This is a genomic window from Bartonella florencae (genome assembly GCF_000312525.1).
GTDB lineage: Bacteria > Pseudomonadota > Alphaproteobacteria > Rhizobiales > Rhizobiaceae > Bartonella > Bartonella florencae.
Genome location: NZ_HE997452.1, coordinates 414,779 through 438,016, shown reverse-complemented (window position 1 = coordinate 438,016; position 23,238 = coordinate 414,779). Strand labels below are relative to the sequence as shown.

The window sequence follows — 23,238 nt, the reverse complement described above, 5'->3', positions numbered from 1 at the left end:
TATGATTCACGATTCATACAATCCTCAATCACTGATGGAAGACAGCCCAAAACGCTCTTTAAAAAAATGGAGCATATGCCACCCATGGCGTCGCTTGTTTCGCTATTTCCCCCCGACCGCACTTGCTCTTTCGATAATCGTTCTTCTTTTCTGTATTGGTTTTATTATTTTTTCTGAAAAAACCGAACGGCTTCAACCACCAAATCCTCTCCCCAAAGCCGATGCCATCATTGTTCTGACAGGAGGAGAAAATAGAATAGAGACAGGGCTTAACCTTTTACAAAAGGGGCTTGGTTCGCGGCTTTTGATCAGTGGCGTCAACACAAAAACCAAGCTAAAAAGTTTCATGCACAGCCCCCATATTACCCCCCAACTCTTCACCTGTTGCGTTGACATTGGACACAAAGCAATTAACACAAGAGGAAATGCGGAAGAAAGTGCGGTTTGGATCAAAAAACACCGTTATAAAACAGTGTACATCGTCACCCATGATTACCACATATGGCGCTCGCTACGTGAACTTAAATACTTAATGCCTAATATCAATTTCATTGCTTATCCTGTTAAAAAGAGCGGTGATGAAAGCATGATACAACAGATCAACCAAATCCGTATTCTTGCATTTCAATACATCAAAACAATTCAAGTCTATATCAGAACCGCATTCTGAATTTTCCCCACTGTTTTTCTGAAAATCTTGCCACCTGCTGATCGAATCATGCGTTGCACTCCATAAAACTCAACAAGCAAACCTTGCTCTCATAGAAAGCAAAACGCCCCAAAGATAAGACACTTGTGTTACACACACACATATCTGATGTCTGTATTAAAAAGATATTTCTGAAAACATCTCAAGCTCATCTCACAGCACTATTCATGTATATATCCCCCCTAAAATAATAGCTCTCCAAACCACTATAAAATTCCTCCTACGTTTCATAAAAAAAACCCATAAGCCACACTCTCAAACGATAACACCCCTCATCTTGCAATATCTTGCCTCTTAAGAACATAAAAGGCATTTCTCACCTCTCCTAAACAAAAACATCTCGATCTCACTAGTACCATGCAAGAACATGATTTTAATTACTTCACTCTCAACAGATTTAAAATAAGAGACTCCCACACATCAACCTGAAGCCTCAGCCCATAGTTTTACAAAAAATCTCACATATAAAAGAACACCAACGGCTCAAAGGATAATATTTTTCGATGCTCTAGGACCATACTGTGAAATTCCTCTCTGCAATGAAACGACATCTCATAGAGAAAGTTTCAGGTGCGCTCGACCCTCAAAAATGCTGTTTACAACCACGCGAGAGGCTGTTTTACCGCACAATGGACAACTGAACCTTTTCAGTTTCTCGCACTTCCAATTTTGGCAGATTACGCACAATTTTCATGGTTTCTAAGCTTACCGTAATAACCCGTTGAAACAATTCCAAAGGATAAGCTGGATTACCCACCGTCTCAACAGCATAGCTATTAGCATCATTCACAATGCCACTCGCTTTATCGGTTTTGACAATCTGCCGTTCCATTACCCATTCAAGAGCGGGTCTACCATTCACCACATATTCATACGCTTCAAGAGGAATATTCTGCATCGTGATATTGCTATTATAAACCACACGACTTTTATCAATAGCACCGCGCTTACCCGCAAATTTCATCGCTTGAACACGATAGAAACTCTCCGCGTCAGCAATCACCCAAGTTTTCGGATCCCCCTGCTTATAGCTAACCGGATAGGGCTCAACCTCTTCATAATTCATATGCAAATCGCCAAGCTTTCGCCCCGCTGTTACAAAAGCCCAAAAATCTTCTCCCTTTTTAACCGTTGGAATCCGTGGCAATTCTTTGACCAGATTATGCGCATAACGCGCACGATAATCCTCAGAATGCAAAATTCCATAGACATAATAAAACAAATCATCTTTTGTAATTACTTCACTAGGATAGGCAGCCTTAAAATGCGCCAACCCTTCATCTGTCAATGCATCACGCCGCTGCAGACCAGCTTTTTTACTTTCCTCCCCAAAATTTGCAAACAAATGAACCTGACCCTCCTCTTTATTCTCTGAAAATTCAGCACTTTCATAAACATACCGTGGAAAAAATTGTCCATTATCTATTGCATAGTAATCTGGCAGACTTTTAGTCATTAAGACAGAAAAACCACTTCTTGCTCCAGTTCCCGTAATTTGTATGACTCTGTTTTCAACCACTTGCCCTATCGGAAAGATACGCGGCATTTGGTAAACACTATCATTAAGAGCTCGATTATAATAGAGCCACTGCTTTGTAAAAGGACGATAAAGACTTTGCGTTAAGCAATCTCTCTCAAAGCTAAAAGACTTTCCTTTGATTAAATCTTGTTTGAGAGAATAATTCCAACTGATCTTTTTAGCATCTGCATCAACAAAATCATTTACAGCATTTGCACGCACCTTACGATCAGAATGCAGATGCATAACATTAAAATGTTCTACTTCGCTATTATAAAAAGCAACCATATCGCTCATATTTTTTAATAAATCTTTATGACTAGAGTTATAGGCCCAAGCATCACGACTAGTTTTTACACCACAAGAAAAATTTTCAAAAAGCTTTTTATCACTGCCCTTCTTATCACCTAAAGCTAAAAATTTTTCAAAATCACTATTGCGTTGATCCAGCCAATCACCATGCGCGTCCGGTGTGATCACCTGCCAACCATATTCACGCTTGATACCACCAACACTGCCCAAATACTGAATTTCATGCAGTTTCTCTTTTGTTGTGAGATTATCACCAATATCATGATAGTAAATTTTACAAGATCCCGTAGCATCAGGATTTTTAACAAACAGTGTCACAGCAATTCCTGTCATGCTGCCACTGCCGAAAACATTTTGCCCTTCTTGCGCGCGCCCTTTGCTCAACATATTTTTACGAATATCTCCCCGCAAATTGAGAACATAAAGACTCGAGAACTCTTTACTCAAATTTTTTCTGAGACCATCCATTGCTAATTTTTCAACATAACCTGACCCCGTTACAAAACCAATCACACCGCAGTCTTTTATGCGATCACTTGCCCAACGAATGGCACGAATATAACTATCATAAAGTTTATTAAAATTGCTCGCACTAGATTGAGCAGCATAGGTTTCACGGATACGATGATCCAATTTAGGATAGCCAATATTTTTTGCATTATCGTTTTCGCTTTTTTGCCCTACCGAATAAGGAGGGTTGCCAACAATAACACGAATATCCAGTTCCTTCTGGCGCGACCTGCGGGTGCTATTATCCACCAACAAATCACTAATCAAATCTTTTTCCTGCTCATAAAGCTGAAAGGTATCGGTCAGACAAATTCCTTCAAAGGGAACATAATCACCCCCCATCAACCCATGATAAGTCGTCTCAATATTAATAGCTGCAATGTAATAGGCTAAAAGCACAATTTCATTGGCATGAATTTCATGACAAAATTTGTGTTTCATTTCTTCTGGTTTTATCAAGCCTGATTGCAAAAGGCGCGTGATAAAGGTGCCCGTTCCGGTAAAGGGATCCATAATGTGCACCCCAGATGAGCCAAGCGTTTGGCCAAATTCTTGTTTTAACACATCATTGACAGAATGAATGATAAAATCCACCACCTCCACGGGGGTATAAACAATGCCGAGTTTTTCGACCGTGCGTGGAAAAGCATAACGAAAAAATTTATCGTAAAGCTCTATAATTAATCTCTGCTTTGCTTGTGGATCTGTAATGCCACTAGCGCGTAACTTTACACTGGCATAAAATTTCTCAAGATCTTTGGATTCCTTATCAAGATTGGCCTCATCAAGCACATCAAGCATCTGTTGCATAGCACGCGAAACAGGGTTCTCACGCGTAAACTGATAGCCTTCAAACAACACCTGAAAAACAGGACGCGTAATGATATGTTGTGCCAACATCTCAATCGCATCAGCTTCTGTCACCGCATTATTTAAATCATCACGCAGTTCTGCTAAAAACTGGTCAAAGGCTTGACGAGACCTCGTGTCTGGCTCTGCTAGAATAGCTGTTAAGCGCGTGATATGATTTTTAGCAATCTCCGCAATATTGCTTGCCCAATCTTCCCAATAATCACGCGTCCCACATTTTTTAACAATCTTTGCCATGATCGCACGCGAAAGCTGATCCACAGAGAAGGAAAGTTGCCCTTGACCACCTGTAAAAAGGAGATCACGCTCAGGACTTCCAATGTTCGATCGTGCCGGTTGTGCCCGTATAGGAAGTTGATCTACAACAGCCGTCACAGCCTGTAACTCAGTACTTTTCGTCACCCCAATAATCTCAATCACATTGCTGATATCTTGCCCCAACGATGCCTTATTAATCGTCGCATCAAAACGATCATCATGTGCGCGCAAAGCATTTAAAATTTGCCAAACAACCCGATATTTATCATTGTTGTTCAAAGCCTGTTCCGCTGGCGTATCAAAAGGAACACCAATTGGCAAAATGACATACCCCATCTTTTTGCCCTCACTGCGACGCATCACCCGCCCAACCGCTTGCACAACATCAATCTGACTCTTACGTGGATTTAAAAACATAATGGCATCAAGAGCCGGAACATCCACCCCCTCCGATAAACAACGAGCATTGGTCAAAACACGACAAACATCATCATCGCACTCCGCTTTCAACCAATCAAGCAGTGCACCACGGTCCTTCGCATTAAAAGTACCATCAACATGTTCAACTTCACATTTCAAAAATGGTGCATTTTCCGCATTCTCTTGCGTATACTCAAGATATTCTTCCACAACCGCAGAAAATTCATCACGAACCAGTTTAGAACTGCGAATATCTTTACAAAATGCCAAAGCACGCTGCATGGGATACAGATCAGCCCCAACATCAGCCTTCATATTTTGTTTTGTGAGCGCCTTATAACAGCCGATAATCTTCGTGGCATCATCAAGAATAAGCCCAGACTCACTATCACTCAGGCGCTTTTGAACAGCGGAACTCACGAGTTTTTCATCCATGGCTAAGACAATAACCTTATAGTCTGTTAAAAGGTCATGCTGTACAGCCCAAGAAAACCCCCGATAAAAAAGTGTTTTGCCAAAAAGCTTTTCATCATCCATCGAAGCGAGAACAGCATTGGCTTCATTCGCGCGGCTTTTTGCGTTATCCCCAAAAATGCGGGGCGTTGCTGTCATATAAAGGCGCTTCTTGGCACGAATAACATCATTGGAATGCACCTTTACAAAATTAGATTCATCCTCTCCCTCCAGCGTTGCCCCTGTTGTACGATGCGCTTCATCACAAATGATCAGATCAAAGGTTGGAAAACCATAGTTTTTTTGAGCATCCGCAATCACCTGAATGGATTGATAGGTTGCAAACACAACACTCATCTCATCTGCAACACTCTTACCCGCCTGTTCTGCCAGTTTTGCTGCATCGGTTGTCGCTGGAAAAGCAAGATCACACACATCAATTTCTGCAACATCATCACTATTTTTACGACGCTTTCCTACTTGTGTATCAGAACAGACCGCAAAGGAACGCAACCCGATTTCTGCATCCGTTGTCCATTCACGCACCGTCTGTGACATCAATGCCAAAGAGGGTACAAGAAACAAAACAAACTTGCCCTTACCAGCTAAATCCTCAGCAATTTTAAGACTGGTAAATGTCTTACCGGTTCCACAAGCCATAATGAGCTTACCCCGATCAGCCTCAGCCAATCCCGCACGCACAAAACGCAATGCCTCCCCCTGATGGGGACGAATTTTCTTTTTACTCTCCAGCACAATTGTGCCTTTGGCTGCAAAAGTCTCCCAACGGATTGGACTTTTTTGCAAATCGGAAAGACTAATCCGGTTAACAGGAATATCCTGTCCCCGTATCATTGTTTCAGCGTTATCACTCCAAGCATTAATGGTACTGTCTATTACAACACGACGCTTGAATGGCGCCTTACCTGACGCTGAAATAAAACTATCAATATCTGCTTTCCTAATCCGATAGGATTCATCATAAAATTTACATTGGATTGCCGCAAAACCATCTTCATGACGAAGCTTTGCCACCAGATCAATACCGGTATCACGACCATCATGGCCATTTTCATGTGCCCAATCTTTAAAAGTCTGAACCTTTTCATAACACTGAGACTGGAGAGGGTCATGGGTCAGATAAGCAAGAACAAAACGCTCAAAATACGTGCCCTTATCCCGTTCGGTACGCGCTTCATCACGATAGATCTGTAAAAGCGATTGTAGCGTCGTCATGCTTCCCCCCCCCCAATTTAAAATACCTTCAATTATCGCATCTCAACAAACTCATCAATGTCTATTACGCTTGCTAAAAAACTTTAGACTGCTACATCTATTGAATCGACTCATTATTTACAATGAAATATTTTCTAAACAGAATAAAATAAATGAATAAAATTTCACTCTAAGCCCAAGGAGTATAGCTTATTGTTCCCCTGCATCCCTGTTCAATACAGCATTCCATTCACACCGCGCTCGCTTTTCAATTTGTATGGCTATATCTTTCTTACAAAGATGATCTAAACAGCTTAAAAATCCTATCTTTTTACAACTTTACACTTTTTAATACATCTAAGTACACACAGAAAACAAACCTACAAATACTATAAACAATTTCACACTCTTTATCTATCAAACACCACCGGCTGCACAAAACCGTTTGGCATAAATTAACAGGCATTTTAGACATCTGAATGTCCTTGTAAAAACTTCAGCACAACAAAATGCACCACCTATCATCACTTTTAAAATCAACACAAAAGTTACAATTGTTTTAAGCCTTTGCAGAATACAGGATTCTAGAAAATCTAGAAATTCGACCACCTCCTGCTTTTATATGGATATCTTACCCTCATGCATAAAACAACTTCTATACATCGGAGAAAAAATGCCTAACTTCAAAGAGAACCGAATGTTTTTTTCATACAAAACCCATAAGCTTTAATTTTTAAGGCAAAAGTCCCCTGCAGTTTTTTAATGTCATCTTTAACCCATAAAACGGCTTATTTTTCTTTCTTACGCAGTTCTAACATCATGATAATTCACGGCCTAAACATGAGCTTCAATACTTCACACAGCATACCTCGCCATATTTCTCTTCGCAAACACTCCATTCCCTATGAACAGCAACAACAAACATGCCTTAGGTTGATAACCCACTTAATCACGCGAGAGAGCAACAACAGGGTCAAGCCGTGAAGCTTGCCGTGCAGGCGAAAAGCCAAAACATATCCCGATGAGAGTGGAAAAAGTAAGAGATATAATGATCGAATCCAACGTATAGACGAGGTGAATAGGTGCCTTAAAGAGCAAAAACAAACCACCGATAGAAAGACCAAAGAGAATTCCAAGTCCACCCCCAATGACACACACCAAGATTGCTTCAATGAGAAATTGCTGCAAAATATCACTCTGACGCGCCCCCACTGCCATACGCACCCCAATTTCATTGATCCGCTCCGAAACAGTCACCAGCATAATATTCATCACCCCAATACCACCCACAATCAATGAAATAGCAGCAATAGAAGACACCAAAAGCGTTAAAATATGTGTGCTTTCCGTGATACGATCACGAAAGAATTGAGAATTTCTAATGAAAAAATCCTCTCCACCGTGGCGCATAATAAGGAAACGCTTTACCATCTTCTCCGCTAAATTTGAATCAATATGATCAGCAATCTTCACGGTAATAGCCCGAACTTGTGTTGTGCCAAGAAAACGTGTTTGTAAGGTTGTATAAGGCAAATAAACCTGCAACGTACTTGAGGTACCTCCTCCCATATGTTGCGGATCTACCACACCAATGATGCGCGCAGGAACATTACCCAAATGAACAATTTTTCCTATGGGACTCCCATGACCATGAGGAAAAAGCGCTGCCAGTGCTTCTTTTTCAATGACGAGTTCAACCGCCCGCTCATGCACACTTTTTTGATCAAACAGCTGCCCTTGAACAGCTTTAAGTCCCTGTGTTTGAAAATATTGTTCCCCTACCCCAGAAATTACAGCATTAACTTCAACAGAACCAAAACGAATCGTAGAGTTTGCTGAAATCTGAGGCGTTACACCAGCAACATAGAACAACCCAGACAGAGCTTCTGCATCTGCTTCCACCAAACTGGTTATTTTCTCTGCTTGTGGATCAGAGAGGCTTTTTCCAGGCAAAATTGTTAACGTGTTAGACCCCAAACTCTTAAAATTTTCCAGTATTTTTTCCCGTGTACCATTTCCCAAAGCAACCATAGCAATAATCGCCCCAATACCGATAATGACCCCAAGCATTGTTAAAAAAGTCCGCATTCGGTGCGCATTCATTGCCAACAACGCCATAACAAATGCTTCACGAAACCGTTCAGCAAAAGAACGAAAAAAACCAAGTGTTTTGGGATCTTGTAGATTTTTTTTCTCTTGAAGAGGTTGAGCATTCGCTTTCGTTTTTACATCTTTTGAGGACTTATCAGCAATAATTTCTCCATCACTGATTTCAATAATACGATTTGCTCTTTTAGCTACCTCCATATCATGGGTAACAATGATAATGGTGCGCCCTTCTTGATGCAGTTCATCGAGAATACGCAAGACTTCTTGCCCACTTTTTTTGTCTAGTGCTCCTGTTGGCTCATCAGCAAGAATAACCTCAGCATTATTCATGAGTGCCCGAGCAATTGACACACGTTGTTGCTGTCCTCCTGAAAGCTGGTTTGGACGATGATGGATGCGGTCTCCCATACCCAAGCGTATTAAAAGGTCCCTTGCACGTTTTTTTCTCACACTTGGTGCATATCCTGCATAAATAGCTGGAATTTCCACATTGCCAAGCGCTGTCAATTCATTAAGCAAATGATAGCGCTGGAAAATAAATCCAAAACGATTACGCCGCAAAGCAGATAATTCATCAGTAGAAAGGATGGCTATTTCTTTTCCTGAAATCCAATAACGACCAGAAGTTGGACGATCAAGACAGCCCAAAATATTCATCAACGTGGATTTTCCTGAACCAGAAGCTCCCACAATCGCTACCATTTCACCGCATTTAATGGTAAGATTGATATTTTTCAAAACAGTAACAAATGTCTCACCAGCAGGAAACGTGCGCGCAATATTTTCTAAAACGAGAACAGCATCTTCTTTCTCTGTCTTCATGGTTTAATTCTCATTCTCGCTATATTCATGAGGAACATTTGGCATAACTCCATTAGGCGAACCTGTAATAACCACATCACCCTCATGAAGCCCTGAAACAATCTCTGCCATAATTTTGTTATTAAGCCCAACGGTCACTTGTCTTGCCACCACTTTATCTTTCCCGACCAAAACAGAAACCCATGCTGTACGCTCCTTTGTCTCATCACGCAAAGCGTCACTTGGTACCAACAAAACATTCTGAGCACGCCCTAAGATAATATGCACTTGCGCGGTCATATAAGTCCGCAAAAAATTATCTTTATTATCCACATGCACAATTCCATTATAATAAATAGCCGATGATGTGAGAGAATTAGACTCTCTCATACTAGGATTGATACTCACATCGGCACGAATGGATTCAGGAGCTGGTTCTACCTTTTCTAGAACGCCTTCATAACGACGTTGTACACTCCCCAAAACCGTAAAATAAAGAGGTTGCCCCACCTGAACTTTAAGAATATCAGCTTCTGAAATTTGTGCTTTGATTGTCATTTTTGACAAATCACCTAAAATAACAATTGTTGGCGCAGATTGCACCGCATTCACGTTCTGTCCTTCTTCAACAACCGTTGCCAAAACCGTTCCAGCTGAAGGGGCGGTTATCCGTGTATACCCTAGATTGACCTCTGCACTCTCCACATCAATTTGTGCCTGTATAATCTGCTGACGCAGCTGAGCAATTTGCGCTTCGCGTATTTTTACCTGTGTTACAGCATCATCGAGATTTGCTCGTGAAATCGCCCGTGCTTCGATCATTTTTTTCTGACGTTCTAAGTTTTTCTGTGCAAGAGCGAGATAGGCTTCTTGTTCCACCAAACTTGCATGATAGTGAGATAAAGCAGCTTTTTTTCTTTTCAGATCATTTTCTTGATCTGTAGGATCAATTTCTGCCAAGAGATCGCCTTCTTTAACAACACTTCCAGGGGCAACACGCATAGACACCACACGCCCTGTTGCGCGCGCACCAACAGCCACTAACCGATAAGGACGCACAAGACCAGAAGTCAAAACACTTTCCTCGATATCACCACGTTTTACCACTGCTGTCATATAAGCCGGCGTTGATGTTCCAAAAAAAACAGAACGCAACCATAATAAGATGATAAAGAACAGAACAGTTAAAAAGAGGGAAAGTTTTTTGCGTTTTTTTATAAAATCTTTTATGGTATTTTTTTTCATTGCCCTACCTTTGTACGTGAACGGTGTACAGCATCGACAACTTCTGGACGCGACACATCAACGACACCATCCCAACCACCACCCAACGCCTTCATCAACGCAATATATTGAGTAACCAAAGAAACACGACTATCTTTAAGTGCCATTTGCGCAGAATAATAGGAACGATTAGCATTTAATAATTCAAGGAAGCTAGTATTTCCATTTTCAAAAAGGCGGCGTGAAAGCTGTAAAGAATGCAAAGAAGCTCTATCTGCGATGATAAGCTTTTCTAAACGCTGATGTTCTTTGGTTAATCTTACCAGCGCATTTTCCACATCTTCTAAAGCACCCAACACAGCAGAACGATAAGCAATAAAAGCCTGATCACGCTGTGCGCGCGCCACTTCAACAGAAGCCATAATCTGCCCTCCATTAAACAAAGGAAAACGAAGCCCAGGTCCAAAAGACCAGCCAATTGTTGAATTTTTCCACAATTGATTTATTGTCTCTGCTGCGGTTGAAATATTACCGGTTAAAGTCAATGATGGATAAAGATCTGCTTGACGTTGACCAATCCGCGCTGTTGCCTGCGCATATTGACGCTCAGCTCGTCGCAAATCGGGACGTGTTAACAAAATATCAGCTGGAATTCCTGCTGGTATTGGCCATTTTGGTTGCGGAATTTTCGCGTGTTTTGCATTTTTTTGTAAAAGATCTTGCAATGCTGTAGGCACACGACCTGTTAAGACAGACAAGCGATGAATGCTCATTGCCAAATTTGCTTCCATTTGCGATATATCTGCCTCTGTATTTGCCACTTGTGCCTCTGCATTTGAAACATCAAGCTCTGAAGCATCACCAGCCGTTAATCTGCTCCGTATTAATTCATATGTTTTACGTTGTGATGAAGCAATTTGCCGTACAAGCAACAGTTTTTGCTGCCAACCGCGTAACTGAACATAATTTGTTGCCACATCTCCAAGCAACGTCACCATGGTCGCACGCATATCTTCCACAGAAGCTTCAAGACCATAACGTGCTGCCTCAACAGCCCGCTTATGCCCACCAAAAAAATCAAGTTCCCAGCTGGCATCAAAACCACCACGATATTGCGTGAAATATTTTCCTATCCCCCCATCAGATGATGCAGAATTGCTACGCGTTCCTGAAACTGAATTTGCCACATTTGGCAAAAGAGAACCGACAGTTTGCCCTAAAGTGGCACGTGCCTCGCGCACCCGTGCTTTGGCAATAGCAACATTATTATTTTCAGCAATTGCATCATTCATTAAGGCATTCAAAACAGGATCATTCAAACTCCGCCACCAACCAGCAATTGTGACCGCATGCCCAGCAGTCTGCGCAGACTGTTGCCCCCAATGTGCAGGAACACGAAAAGATGTTTTCTGGTAATTAGGCCCAACCATACATCCTGATAATATAAAAAAACACAACAAAATACTATAAAGTAATCTGCTAGAAACAACCCCTTTGAGATTTCTGATATACATCGAGTCTCCCATATTTCTTCAGAATCAATTACGAATATTAATATTTTATTTACCTGTTATTTCAAAATTGATGCAAAAAATCAAATACAGTTTGCACTGGCACATGATCTGAAGGTTGCTTCCACCCCCGTGCAGCACGAAAAACTGACAGATCAGCCATAAAAGGCGCTAAATCTGGAGAAGACCAAATATGATCCAGCCGCCGTCCACGATCAGCAAGCTCCCAATCACGAGCACGATAACTCCACCATGTATAAAGCTTAGTAGGAACGGGAAACTGCAACCGCATCAAATCAACCCAGCCCCCTTGATGGCATAAAGCCTGTAAACGTTCTGTTTCAATGGGTGTATGGCTTACAACCTTCAGCAACTGTTGATGAGACCAAACATCATCAACCAGAGGAGCAATATTCAAATCCCCCAGCAAAAGAGAAGAAAGGCCATTTCCTTGATCTGCACGGATAGCAAACATTTCTTCTAGGAAATCAAGTTTATGGCGAAATTTTTCATTGACATCAGCATCAGGCACGTCTCCCCCAGCAGGAACGTAAAAATTATGAATTTGTATCTCTCTGCCACAGACTTCAACAATGACTGAAATATAACGACAATCTTCCTTTTGACAAAAGGAACGCTTTTCAACACTTTTAAAAGGCAAACGCGACACAATTGCCACACCATTGTAGGATTTTTGTCCACTGAATGCGATATGCTTATATCCAATAGCTCTAAAAGCCTCCACTGGAAAGAAAGCATCTGGACATTTTGTCTCCTGTAGACACAGGATATCAGCTGGAAAGAGTTCCAAATACTGAAAAACCTGTGCAAGACGCAAACGAATAGAGTTAATATTCCAAGTTGCAATACGAAAGACCATCTTTTTCCCCAATGAAAAACAACTCTCTATTTCTTCGAGGGAAGTGTAAACATCCCATCGACAAACCGCACACCTGTACGTACATTCATAATTTGAACAGTGGTCTCTAAATTCTGTTGATCAACAATTGTCCATTGCCGTAAATCAGCGCTTTTGGAATCAAAAACCATCCTAATTTGCCCTGGCCCCATGCTTTTATCCTGCAAAACAATCGTCACTGCTCCTGGATCCTCACGAAATGCAAATAAACGTCCAGATGATATATTAACTTTATCATCTAAGAGAAATTTCATTGGCGTTTGAGAAAGCTGTGAAAAATTCCAAGTATTCAGCGCGCGGTTATTAATTCCTATAAATCGGCCATCTGCAATAATTTGTAGAGGTATTTTTTTGTAAATAAAACGAATTTTTCCTGGCCGCTCTAGATAAAACGTTCCTTGAGACATTTTCCCCTGTGGACTAAATTGAATAAAGTCACCTGTCATTGTTTTCATTGCCGCAAATTGATTAACAATGTTCTGCGCCTTTACCACCTTATTGGATGCCACCTTATTAGATGATTGAGAAAAAGCAGGAGAAATGAAACACAAAAAGATAATAATTCCAACAAACCCAAAGACTTTTCTTTGTGTTTGTGGCAAAAAAGACGTTTTCATAGAAAATGCTCCCAAGCAATATATTTATTTTCTAATTTAAGTAGAATAATGGATAAATACCCTTCTCTCAAAGAAAAAGATATTCTTTAAAAAAACTATTAAAAGATTTTATTTCAAAAACGCTCTTCTTGGGCAGACATCACAACCTCTCGTTTCCCCGCATCATTTGCTGAACTCAATCATACCTTCTTCTTCCATTTGCTCAATCAATGAAGCTGCACGATTATAGCCAATACCTAAACGGCGTTGAATATAAGACGTGAAGCCTTACGGTCACCAAGAACGAGGGCAACAGCTTGATTATAGAAATGATCTACTAAAGCAGAAGTCAAAGAAAAATCCCCCTCTTCTTTGCGATCTCTTGCGTAACGCTCGCCAAATAATCAATTTGCCTTTGAGCTTTAAAAGTCATTAAATTTTCCCCTTTTCCCCGTACTATTTGCTGAACTTATGATATTTTTTCTCCCTACACTTAATGAGCGAAGAAGTACAAATGATCATAAATCCTCAAAGAGAAATGAAGTACCAAAAGACTCATTTTTGCTCACTGAGAGGCTCTTTTCATTTCATTAAGAGAAAAAATAGAAAATGTTTTTATAATAATACACGAAAGCAAGGGCTATTTATTGTATAACTAAACGACAATTGATGAAGAAACATCCTTTTAAAAAAATCTTGTTTGAAAAGACTCTCCAAGTTTTCATTTTAAAAGCGCTCTTCTTCGGCAGGAACCAAAATTTCCCGCTTCCCTGCATGATTTGCCGCACTAATAATACCTTCTTCTTCCATTCGTTCAATCAAAGAAGCCGCACGGTTATAGCCAATACCTAAACGGCGTTGAATATAAGAGGTTGATGCCTTACGATCGCGAAGAACAATTGCCACGGCTTGGCTATAAGGATCATCTGCAGGAGAAGTCAGCGATGTATCCGCATCATTTTCTGCCACCTCCTGCGTAATGGTCTCTAAATAATCAGGAAGTGCTTGCGCTTTGAGATGCCCTACAACCTGTTCCACTTCATCATCAGCCACAAAAGGTCCATGAACACGTTGGACACGCCCTCCTCCCATCATAAAGAGCATATCTCCCTGTCCCAACAATTGCTCAGCACCCTGTTCTCCAAGAATTGTTCGACTATCAATTTTTGAACTCACCGAAAAAGAAATACGTGTAGGAAAATTGGCTTTAATGGTCCCTGTGATCACATCCACCGAAGGACGCTGTGTTGCCATAATCACATGGATACCGGCAGCACGCGCCATTTGTGCTAAGCGTTGTACTGCTCCCTCAATATCTTTACCAGCAACCATCATCAAATCGGCCATTTCATCAATAATAACAACGATATATGGCATAGGACTAAAATCAAGTGTTTCTGTTTCATAAAGAGGCTCACCAGTCTCATGATCAAAACCAACTTGAATGGTACGCACCATTGTCTCTCCCTGACTTTCGGCTTCTTTAAGACGTGCATTAAATCCATCAATATTGCGCACATTCAGTTTTGACATTTTACTGTAGCGCTCTTCCATTTCACGCACAGCCCATTTAAGTGCAATCACTGCTTTTTTAGGATCTGTCACCACCGGTGTTAACAAATGGGGAATGCCATCATAAACCGAAAGTTCAAGCATTTTCGGATCCACCATGATGAGGCGACATTGCTCAGGCGTCATACGATAAAGAAGCGATAAAATCATGGTATTAATGGCAACAGATTTTCCCGATCCTGTTGTACCTGCCACCAAAAGATGAGGCATTTTTGCTAAATCCGCAATAACCGTCTCACCCCCGATTGTCTTACCCAAAGCAAGTCCCAATTTTGCTTTGCTGTCAATAAATTCTTGCGCTTGTAACATTTCTCGTAAATAAACCATCTCACGCTTTGCATTGGGTAATTCTATTCCAATGACATTGCGTCCTGGTACCACAGCAACACGTGCTGAAATCGCACGCATTGAGCGTGCAATATCATCTGCCAGACCAATAATACGAGAAGATTTAATACCGGCTGCAGGTTCAAATTCATACAAAGTGACCACCGGACCAGGACGTGCATCAATAATCTTTCCCTTCACACCAAAATCTAACAAGACCCCCTCAAGTTCCTGAGAATTGGCTTTCAAAACAGCAGGAGAAAGTTTTGCATCCCGAACCGAAGGGGGGGGAACCGAAAGATAGTCTAAATGGGGAAGGAGAAAACCACCATTTGCAGAAGTTGTGAAGGATTTCAAAGCACGCTTTTTAACAGGAAAAACGCGTGTTTCATCTTGATTTTCCTGACATTGTGTTTTTTCATCTCCAAAAATTGGTTCAATCCTCTCCAGTGACTTTCCCAATGACTTTGACTTTTCTCGCCCCTGAGAGCGATTTTTGAAGGAAAAAAGACGCAAGAAACGTGCTTGTAAAAAATAAAAAAGATGTAAAATAGCTCCAAAAGTTGTCACAAAAAAACTATGCTGTACTTCATCTGCAGCATGCTCTGCATCTTCTAATTCATCGAAGAGAGGTTCAACAATTTCATTTTTGTGGACATTTTTTACTTTACTTTTTTTTATCCGGCGCCGCCATACCACATTACCGGAAAAAGCAGCCATTAAAAAACCCAACACTATAACAACAAGACTCAAGAGTACATTCTGAAATGGAGAAAGAAAAATAGGAAAAATGGAATAAAGGATACTTAAAAGCTTATCCCCCAAAACCCCACCCAATCCTATTGGCAATGGCCAATAGGTAAAAGAAGCAACAGGTGTCATAAGGGCAAAAGAAATTAAAAAACAAATCGTTGAGACCACCCACAAAAAAAGGCGGAACAATAAATTGTAGATATTTTTTTGTGCCAACAAAAGAAACGACCAAAACAACGGTGGCAACAACACACCAAGACCAGCCAAACCAAAAAACTGCATGACAAAATCTGCAAAAATTGCCCCTGGCCATCCCATAAAATTTGTAATTCTATTTGTACTTGCATGCGTTAATGAGGGATCTGCAACATTCCAAGTTGCCAAAGCGAAAACGCAAAAAATAAGAAAGCCCAAAAGCCCAAGTCCAATGAAAACACCAATCTGACGCAAAAACATTTCAAGAAGTCTTGAACTGTAAGATTTTTGCACTTCTAATGAATCATAAGAAAAAGAACTTTGATGCATCTATCAATTCCAAATACCGAACCTTCACATTAACAGAGTTATAAAATTATGACCGCAAAATATTAACACAGTTTTAACCATCACAATCATAACCATTTTTTTAACCTTTGAGAGCTGAAAAATATTTTTCTCATAAGACTCATAAGGCATATTCATACAACTTAAAAATATCATATCATCTTTATCTGATTTCAGTTTTCTTTTGCATATAGTGAAGTATAAAATGATAAAATCAAATAAAATGCTCCAGATATTTGCCCTGTCAAATTATCAAATTGAAGTTTAGAGTGGACGACACAAATGATCAACAAGAGGAGAAAACCATTAAAAAACAGCCTTTTTATCCACCAGCAAGCGCAAAAAGACAAATATATCTGTTAAAGCAAAAAAGAAATGAAAATAAAACGTGAAATATTGTACAATTATATAAAAGGGAATGTTAAAGTTATCCTATTGAAGACCGAATAAATAATCAACAATGGAATGAAGCGTTGTGTATTTTGACCCTGATAAAAATGTAAAACCCAATAAAGCACTACAACAATGCGATCTTCTCATTGCGGGGGGAGCAGTTGTTGGATTAACGCTAGCGGTAGCACTCAAACAAGCAGCCCCTGAACTGAAAATCAATATCGTTGATGCTGCCCCTCAAGAAGATACCCCCATTTCCAATATACGAACCATCGCCCTTGCTGCTGCTTCTATTCGTATGTTAAAACAATTGCACTGTTGGGAACATATAAAATCCTCTGCCCAACCTATTCACTCAATGATCATCACTGATGCATACATAAATGATCCCGTTAAACCAACTCTTTTAACCTTTGAAGGAGATATTGCTCCCGATGAGCCTTTCGCTACCATGGTAGAACACAGAGAACTCATCCACACTCTAAAAAAACGTGTAAAAGATCTTGCTATCCCTATCATTGCAAACGCGCGTGTTGTTGATTTTCACCAAGAAGAGCAACAAACAACCGTCACTTTAAGCAATGCACAAATTTGGCAAACCAAATTGCTTATTGCAGCCGATGGTGCCCATTCGAAATTACGCGAAAAAGCAAACCTTAAAAATTTTTCTCATCCCTATAAACAAACAGCCATCATTTGCACCATCGAACATGAAAAACCCCATCATGGACAAGCAATTCAACATTTTTTCCCCGCGGGTCCTTTCGCACTTCTCCCTCTCAAAGGTAACCGATCCGCCATTGTATGGAATGAATCCCATAAAACCGCACAATATTACCTCAAAGCTGATGCCCTTATTTTTGAAACAGAACTCGAAAAACGCATTGGTCATAAACTTGGAAAACTCTCTTGGAATGGCGAACGTCAAGCTTTTCCTTTGCAGCTCTCTTTAACACGTCAATGCATTAAACCTCGTTTTGCTCTCGTTGGTGATGCCGCCCACACAATCCACCCCCTTGCAGGACAAGGACTCAATTTAGGATTACGCGATAGCGCCGCACTCACCGAAGTAATCATTGAAACGGCACGATTAGGTCTTGATATTGGCTCTCTCACTGCTTTAGAGCGCTATCAAAGTTGGAGACGTTTTGAAACCACACGTATGGCTTTAAGCAATGATTGGCTTAATAAACTCTTTTCTAACGATAATCTTTTCTTACGAATGCTACGTGATACTGGTCTTGGAATTGTCAATCAAACGCCAAAACTAAAAAAATATTTTATTCAAGAAGCTTCTGGTCTCACCCCTCATGCACCACGTCTGCTACACGGCCTCCCCCTTTAAGCAAAATAAAAACCGCACCATTGCACTTTTGCAACCTTTGAATAAAACTTCCTTTCTTAAAGTTTAAACCCTTTGCTTATTGTGCCACAACAAATTCTTAGAAAAACCACGAGAGAAATATTTACAACACTTTGATTTATAACAATTCATTGTTTTGCCTATTGAAGTAAAAAACAAAATATCGTAAGATTTTCTCAATTTCAAATCTGTTTATATTAAATCAGTCAAAACTCTTTCCTTGCACATCAAAACGGCATGAACATGTGCATAAAAACACTTAAAGGCAAGAAATCAAGACACCTCCTATGAGAGCTTTCAAATAGAAGAGCTATCGCAACATTGGCTAATAAAGAGTATGATACTGCCAGCTTACGCCTTCATAAGCATAAAGATATTGGTACACAATGGACTTTACATAATGCCATGAAAAGATTTTACATGACACTATAAAGTTCCTACCATCACCGTTTGATAAATTATACACGTCCCCCTCGCTTTCTGTACTGTAAAAAAACAAACAGAGGCTGAAAAATGATCCTATCTTTTTATTTTCAATAAGCTCTGTATTCAGCGATGCATAGAATGCATTTTAATAATAAATATCTTGAACAGATATCACAGGATCCTATCAAAATATCAAAACCAACACGCATTATGGAAATTTTATCCCCCAAAACCATTTTTCATCATCATCATACAAATGATAAAAAAATAAAGCAAAGATTTAAGAGAGCAAAAAATCACAAAAACATCAATCTACTGTTCTAGAAACCAACATTCGAAAAATAAGAGCATGCATATAACAATACAGCTTTTTCACTTAAAATGAATTGATGCTTTCTATGGTTTTATTTGGAACTCAGGATACGAATATCCCAATCTTTTATACATCGTATCATCCCAAAGAACACACAGCTTGTATTGATCTCTCTTGTGATTCTCCTTCTTTGTAAATGGTGCATATGTATTATGTGACTTCTAGCTCTTCAAGCGCATAACCACTCTCCAGCCATTCCTTAATCCATTTAGGTCTCCGTCCACGCCCATTCCATAACTCCCATTGATTATTGGGGTTTCTATAATGACGTTCTTTACTCACAAGATCAGCAATATCGATTCCATGTGCATTAGCAATTTCAAGAATTTTTCGCCGTGCATTCTGTTTTTCTTTTGCTTGCCGCCTTTTCAATTCCACATCAATTTGGGCACGCATTTCCTGTAGCTCATCAAAATTCATATTTTTGAGATCATTCACCTTAATTACTCCCCTTGCAAAAAAATAATTGCATCTCGCCATATTTTTAACACAATTATAGCCGATTTTCTTCCATTTGTTATCGAAATTAAAATTATGATGAATATATCACTTTAATGGAGATGTGTCTTGAACCACAAAGAACTATTTATTGGTGTGTCAACTGTTACAGCTGCATCCTTTTTCAGCTCAATAGCTGGGGTTAATAGCCGGTGTATGCAAACACCACCACATCTCCCTGATTTTCATAAATCAGAGATTAAAAGTGAATATAAATCACAACTTTATAAACTATGGCAATATGTAGCAAAGAACAAGCCCTCTCTGTGTAATGATGAGATGCTTTATTCTGGTGGGAAAAAACATTCACAGTTACAATGCCTTTTTACTACACATCAATATTCTTCAGAAAAATTTCAACGGTTAGAAAATTGTACCAAACAATCAATCTCAAGAACTTCTCAAAATTGGTTTTCATGTGGGAAGATTTTCTTTTTCCGAAAATATAAAAACAATAACATCGATTGGCGTAATGTGCCCTGTTTTATTCTGCAAATTTGCTTAATTTATTGGATGTTCTCGTACGTTAAAAATATTCTTAAAAGAGGCTATATCTATAATTGCAACGGATATTTTGAGCTAAAAAATCTTATTCCGCAAATTTATAGAAAAGCCACAGAACAATCTTGCAAAAAATCACATGGAATTGATGTTTGTATCAACAAAAATTTTCATCATAAGGTGTGTATTTTATGATTGTTTCAAATTTCATAATGCTTTCTGTTGCATGTACACCATTCCAAAATCCTACGGCATTTTCAACTGTCGTCATGCAGGAATCTTTAGATGGTATCTGTGTAGTAAATGATAGTGCGTTACTACACCAGCCTTTGCTATTTGAAAAAGCAATCGCAAAGCCTGAATATGAACAGAATAGGCATAATTTTGGCAAATATTGGCAACAAACTGACCACGAAGATTTAAAATATTTCCATTCCTTTTTTTCTACTGTTGTTCCTTTTAAGAACTTTAAGGTTGTGCAAGCTGCTTTAACACATTGTTGTGAGCAATCGATTTCACACTACAATATTAAACGGGCTGTGCTCAATTTTTACAACACAGAGAATTTCAAAAATGATTTTGTCAATGCTTCTGTACAGAAAGTTGCTTCACAAACCAAAGTAAAGGCTCCTGTTGTAGATGGAGAATCACAAGAAGCTATAAAGCTTCAGACGAGAGATGCAGAGCAGATAATTAAACTAGAGTCTCCTCCTCTCTTCTCAGCAGAGGATGCTTTTACACATAAAGCAAGTGGTGTTTTTGATGCTTTTACAGAAAAGGATTCTTCGTTTGAAAAACTACAGGAGTAATGATTATTACATTTGTCAATTAGAATGACAATTTTGATGAGATGCCGTGTAAAAGGTAGATAAAAAAATATTAAAGCTCTAATTAGTAAGATTGGATAAAATCTTTTCTAATTGAGGGCCAAAATAATGAAAATGATAGAACAAAACAGTGTTGATAGAGCATTTAATCAAAGAGTAGCGCGTGAAATTACCATTGTAATGCGCTCAGAAAGAGAGTGGTATTTTACATTTGTTGCAGATGATCCAGTAACCGGTAAACCAAATAAATATACACTTCTTACGCAAAGAGGAAAATTGAGAACTTGGGCTGATCCGAAATATCTTTTTAAATTCCTTCATGAAAGAGGGGTTATCTGTGGCAGCTTTAATCTTAATGAGGACAAAGAAAATGAAACAAACAAATATTTTTCAAAAAACAATCCATAACGGAATCATCACAGCTGCCGCAGCTGTAACTGTATTTTTTGTAAATCATCCAGTATATGCCCAAGCAAAAACTTTAGACAAGGCAAAAACAGCTTTAGACACACTTAAAACAGAATTAGGTAAAATTATTCCTGTTGCTGCTGCCGTTATCCTTTTGTGCTTAGCAATTGGTTATGCTGGGCGTTACATCGAAAAAGATACTTTTGTACGTTGGGCAGTTGGCGTTGTTATCGCTGGTTCAGCAGCTGAACTTGTTAACATGTTCTTTGCAAATGCATAAAGCAGAGAGTTGTAAAAAAATATGATACTCATAAGAAAAACTTTAATAAGAGAAGAAAATGAAACAATTAAGTAATTTCCGATCAAAAAATAATAATCAGGTCATTGTAGTTTTTGCAGCTATAACTGCATTTTTTATAACTCACCCTGCATATGCTAAGCTAGATAAGGCTGCAAAAGCATTAAGTGATCTAAAAACAGATCTTATTACTAAAATTATTCCTGTTGCTGCTGCCGTTATCCTTTTATGCTTAGCAATTGGCTATGCAGGACGTTACATCGAAAAAGATACTTTTGTACGATGGGCAGTTGGCGTTGTCATCGCTGGTTCAGCAACTGAACTTGCTACTTTATTATTTAGCGGCCAATAATAAATCCATTGAAATATAAAACGTTAAACATGAAATATTCTTTTCGTTGCAAAAAAGAAGTTTGCTAGCAGTGTTTTTACACCAACTACAATCTAATTAGGCTAAACAATATGAAACGATTACCCCTTTTTCAATCGCAAAAAAATAATAGAATTGACGCAATCTCCACAGCTTTAATTCTATTCTTTATGAATAAACCAGTTTATGCTCAAAAAACTTTAGCTAATGCAAAAAAAGCCTTAGAAAGTTTGCAGCGAGATCTTACGACTAACATTATTCCTATCGCTGCTGCTGTCATACTTTTATGTTTAGCAATTAGCTATGCAGGACGTTACATCGAAAAGATACTTTTGTGCGCTAGGCAGTTGATGTTGTCATCGCTGGTTCAGCTGCTGAACTTGTTAAAATGTTGTTTGGCCCATAAAGTCTCTAACACGAAATGCTTTTCTTCAAGAAGAGTCTGTGTTCAGTAATAACCTCTAATTATACCGCGAAGAGATAAACATTATTAAATAATTTAATGAGAATAGAATATGAAACAACTAAAGAACCTCCAATCAAAAAATAATACTCCAATTATTGCAATTTCTGCAGCTATAACCGCATTTTTTATAACTCACCCTGCGTATGCTGCATTGGATAAAGCAAAAACTGCTTTAGAAACTTTGCAGCAAGATCTTACGACTAAAATTATTCCTGTTGCTGCTGCCGTTATTCTTTTGTGTTTAGCAATTGGTTATGCAGGGCGTTTTATCGAAAAAGATACGTTTGTACGCTGGGCAGTTGGCGTTATTATAGCCGGTTCAGCAACTCAGCTTGTCACAATGTTCTTTCAACAATAATGGATTTATATAATACAATTTTAACAAAACGGATTTTATTGATTGGTTATAAATAAATTTGTCATGATATCCCTTAATATTAAAAAGTAGAAACAGCCTTTATAAAAATTTCAATGAGAATAAAAGATGAAACAACTAAAGAACCTTCGATCAAAAAATAGTACTCCAATTACTGCAATTTCTACAGCTATAACTGCATTTTTTTTAAATTATCCTGTATATGTTCAAGCGCAAAATTTAGACAAAGCAAAAACTGCTTTAGAAACTTTGCAGCGAGATCTTATCAACAACATTATCCCTGTTGCTGCTGCCGTTATTCTTTTGTGCTTAGCAATT

At 39.1% G+C, this 23,238-nt stretch carries 17 protein-coding genes and 2 pseudogenes; 10 read left to right on the top strand and 9 right to left on the bottom strand.

Annotated features, from left to right (window positions below; translation table 11 throughout):
- Position 1 precedes the first annotated feature (1 nt).
- Complete coding sequence (locus tag BN202_RS04655; protein ID WP_034987299.1) at positions 2–670, top strand: YdcF family protein; 669 nt, start codon at positions 2–4, stop codon at positions 668–670.
- A gap of 658 nt (positions 671–1,328) precedes the next feature.
- Here the strand turns inward: BN202_RS04655 and BN202_RS04650 are convergent.
- From BN202_RS04650 to BN202_RS04620, 8 genes and pseudogenes are all read right to left on the bottom strand, one after another.
- Positions 1,329–6,287 carry a DEAD/DEAH box helicase gene (locus BN202_RS04650; protein ID WP_019219389.1) on the bottom strand — a complete coding sequence of 1,653 codons (4,959 nt, stop codon included), beginning with the start codon at positions 6,285–6,287 and terminating at the stop codon, positions 1,329–1,331.
- Positions 6,288–7,211: 924 nt separating this feature from the next.
- Complete coding sequence (locus BN202_RS04645; RefSeq protein ID WP_019219388.1) at positions 7,212–9,197, bottom strand: MacB family efflux pump subunit; 1,986 nt, start codon at positions 9,195–9,197, stop codon at positions 7,212–7,214.
- A gap of 3 nt (positions 9,198–9,200) precedes the next feature.
- A complete protein-coding gene (locus tag BN202_RS04640) occupies positions 9,201–10,421 on the bottom strand; it encodes an efflux RND transporter periplasmic adaptor subunit (RefSeq protein ID WP_019219387.1) in 1,221 nt (406 codons plus the stop codon).
- On the bottom strand, positions 10,418–11,914 hold the full coding sequence (locus BN202_RS04635) for an efflux transporter outer membrane subunit (protein ID WP_019219386.1): 1,497 nt from the start codon (positions 11,912–11,914) through the stop codon (positions 10,418–10,420). Before BN202_RS04635 ends, BN202_RS04640 begins: the two co-directional genes overlap by 4 nt.
- Before the next feature lie 61 nt (positions 11,915–11,975).
- Entirely contained in the window at positions 11,976–12,791 is an 816-nt protein-coding gene (locus tag BN202_RS04630; protein ID WP_019219385.1) for an exodeoxyribonuclease III, read from the bottom strand.
- 26 nt (positions 12,792–12,817) lie between these two features.
- Positions 12,818–13,447, bottom strand: a complete 630-nt coding sequence (locus tag BN202_RS04625; RefSeq protein WP_019219384.1) for a LolA family protein — start codon at positions 13,445–13,447, stop codon at positions 12,818–12,820.
- Positions 13,448–13,560: 113 nt separating this feature from the next.
- Positions 13,561–13,850, bottom strand: a pseudogene (locus BN202_RS09700) (DNA translocase FtsK); the annotation flags it as partial.
- 302 nt (positions 13,851–14,152) lie between these two features.
- Positions 14,153–16,603: an FtsK/SpoIIIE family DNA translocase gene (locus BN202_RS04620; RefSeq protein WP_019219383.1), complete on the bottom strand. Its 2,451-nt coding sequence runs from the start codon at positions 16,601–16,603 to the stop codon at positions 14,153–14,155.
- A 493-nt stretch (positions 16,604–17,096) separates the two neighbouring features.
- Between BN202_RS04620 and BN202_RS04615 the strand changes: the two genes are divergently transcribed.
- Positions 17,097–18,359 (top strand): ubiquinone biosynthesis hydroxylase, encoded by a 1,263-nt coding sequence (locus tag BN202_RS04615; protein ID WP_019219380.1) that lies wholly within the window; start codon positions 17,097–17,099, stop codon positions 18,357–18,359.
- A gap of 967 nt (positions 18,360–19,326) precedes the next feature.
- Here the strand turns inward: BN202_RS04615 and BN202_RS04610 are convergent.
- The gene (locus tag BN202_RS04610; RefSeq protein ID WP_019219379.1) at positions 19,327–19,614 is read right to left on the bottom strand and encodes an H-NS histone family protein; all 288 of its coding nucleotides are present in this window, start codon (positions 19,612–19,614) and stop codon (positions 19,327–19,329) included.
- Positions 19,615–19,743: 129 nt separating this feature from the next.
- Between BN202_RS04610 and BN202_RS09925 the strand changes: the two genes are divergently transcribed.
- The 8 genes and pseudogenes from BN202_RS09925 to BN202_RS04570 form a co-directional block, all read left to right on the top strand.
- Complete coding sequence (locus BN202_RS09925; RefSeq protein WP_019219378.1) at positions 19,744–20,370, top strand: hypothetical protein; 627 nt, start codon at positions 19,744–19,746, stop codon at positions 20,368–20,370.
- Positions 20,367–20,984 carry a lysozyme family protein gene (locus BN202_RS04600; protein WP_019219377.1) on the top strand — a complete coding sequence of 206 codons (618 nt, stop codon included), beginning with the start codon at positions 20,367–20,369 and terminating at the stop codon, positions 20,982–20,984. The genes BN202_RS09925 and BN202_RS04600 overlap by 4 nt, the downstream gene beginning before the upstream one ends.
- Positions 20,985–21,110: 126 nt before the next feature.
- Positions 21,111–21,410: a KorA family transcriptional regulator gene (gene korA, locus BN202_RS04595; RefSeq protein ID WP_019219376.1), complete on the top strand. Its 300-nt coding sequence runs from the start codon at positions 21,111–21,113 to the stop codon at positions 21,408–21,410.
- Positions 21,373–21,690, top strand: coding sequence for a VirB2 family type IV secretion system major pilin TrwL (trwL, locus tag BN202_RS04590; RefSeq protein ID WP_019219375.1), 318 nt, complete (start codon positions 21,373–21,375; stop codon positions 21,688–21,690). The genes korA and trwL (BN202_RS04590) overlap by 38 nt, the downstream gene beginning before the upstream one ends.
- Before the next feature lie 58 nt (positions 21,691–21,748).
- Positions 21,749–22,060, top strand: coding sequence for a VirB2 family type IV secretion system major pilin TrwL (gene trwL, locus BN202_RS04585; protein WP_019219374.1), 312 nt, complete (start codon positions 21,749–21,751; stop codon positions 22,058–22,060).
- A 110-nt stretch (positions 22,061–22,170) separates the two neighbouring features.
- Positions 22,171–22,418 (top strand): annotated as a pseudogene (gene trwL / locus BN202_RS04580) (VirB2 family type IV secretion system major pilin TrwL); the annotation flags it as partial.
- A 175-nt stretch (positions 22,419–22,593) separates the two neighbouring features.
- Positions 22,594–22,902, top strand: coding sequence for a VirB2 family type IV secretion system major pilin TrwL (trwL, locus tag BN202_RS04575; protein ID WP_019219373.1), 309 nt, complete (start codon positions 22,594–22,596; stop codon positions 22,900–22,902).
- A gap of 126 nt (positions 22,903–23,028) precedes the next feature.
- Positions 23,029–23,238, top strand: a 210-nt coding sequence (locus BN202_RS04570) for a TrbC/VirB2 family protein (RefSeq protein WP_019219372.1), incomplete at its 3' end; no start/stop codon positions are given.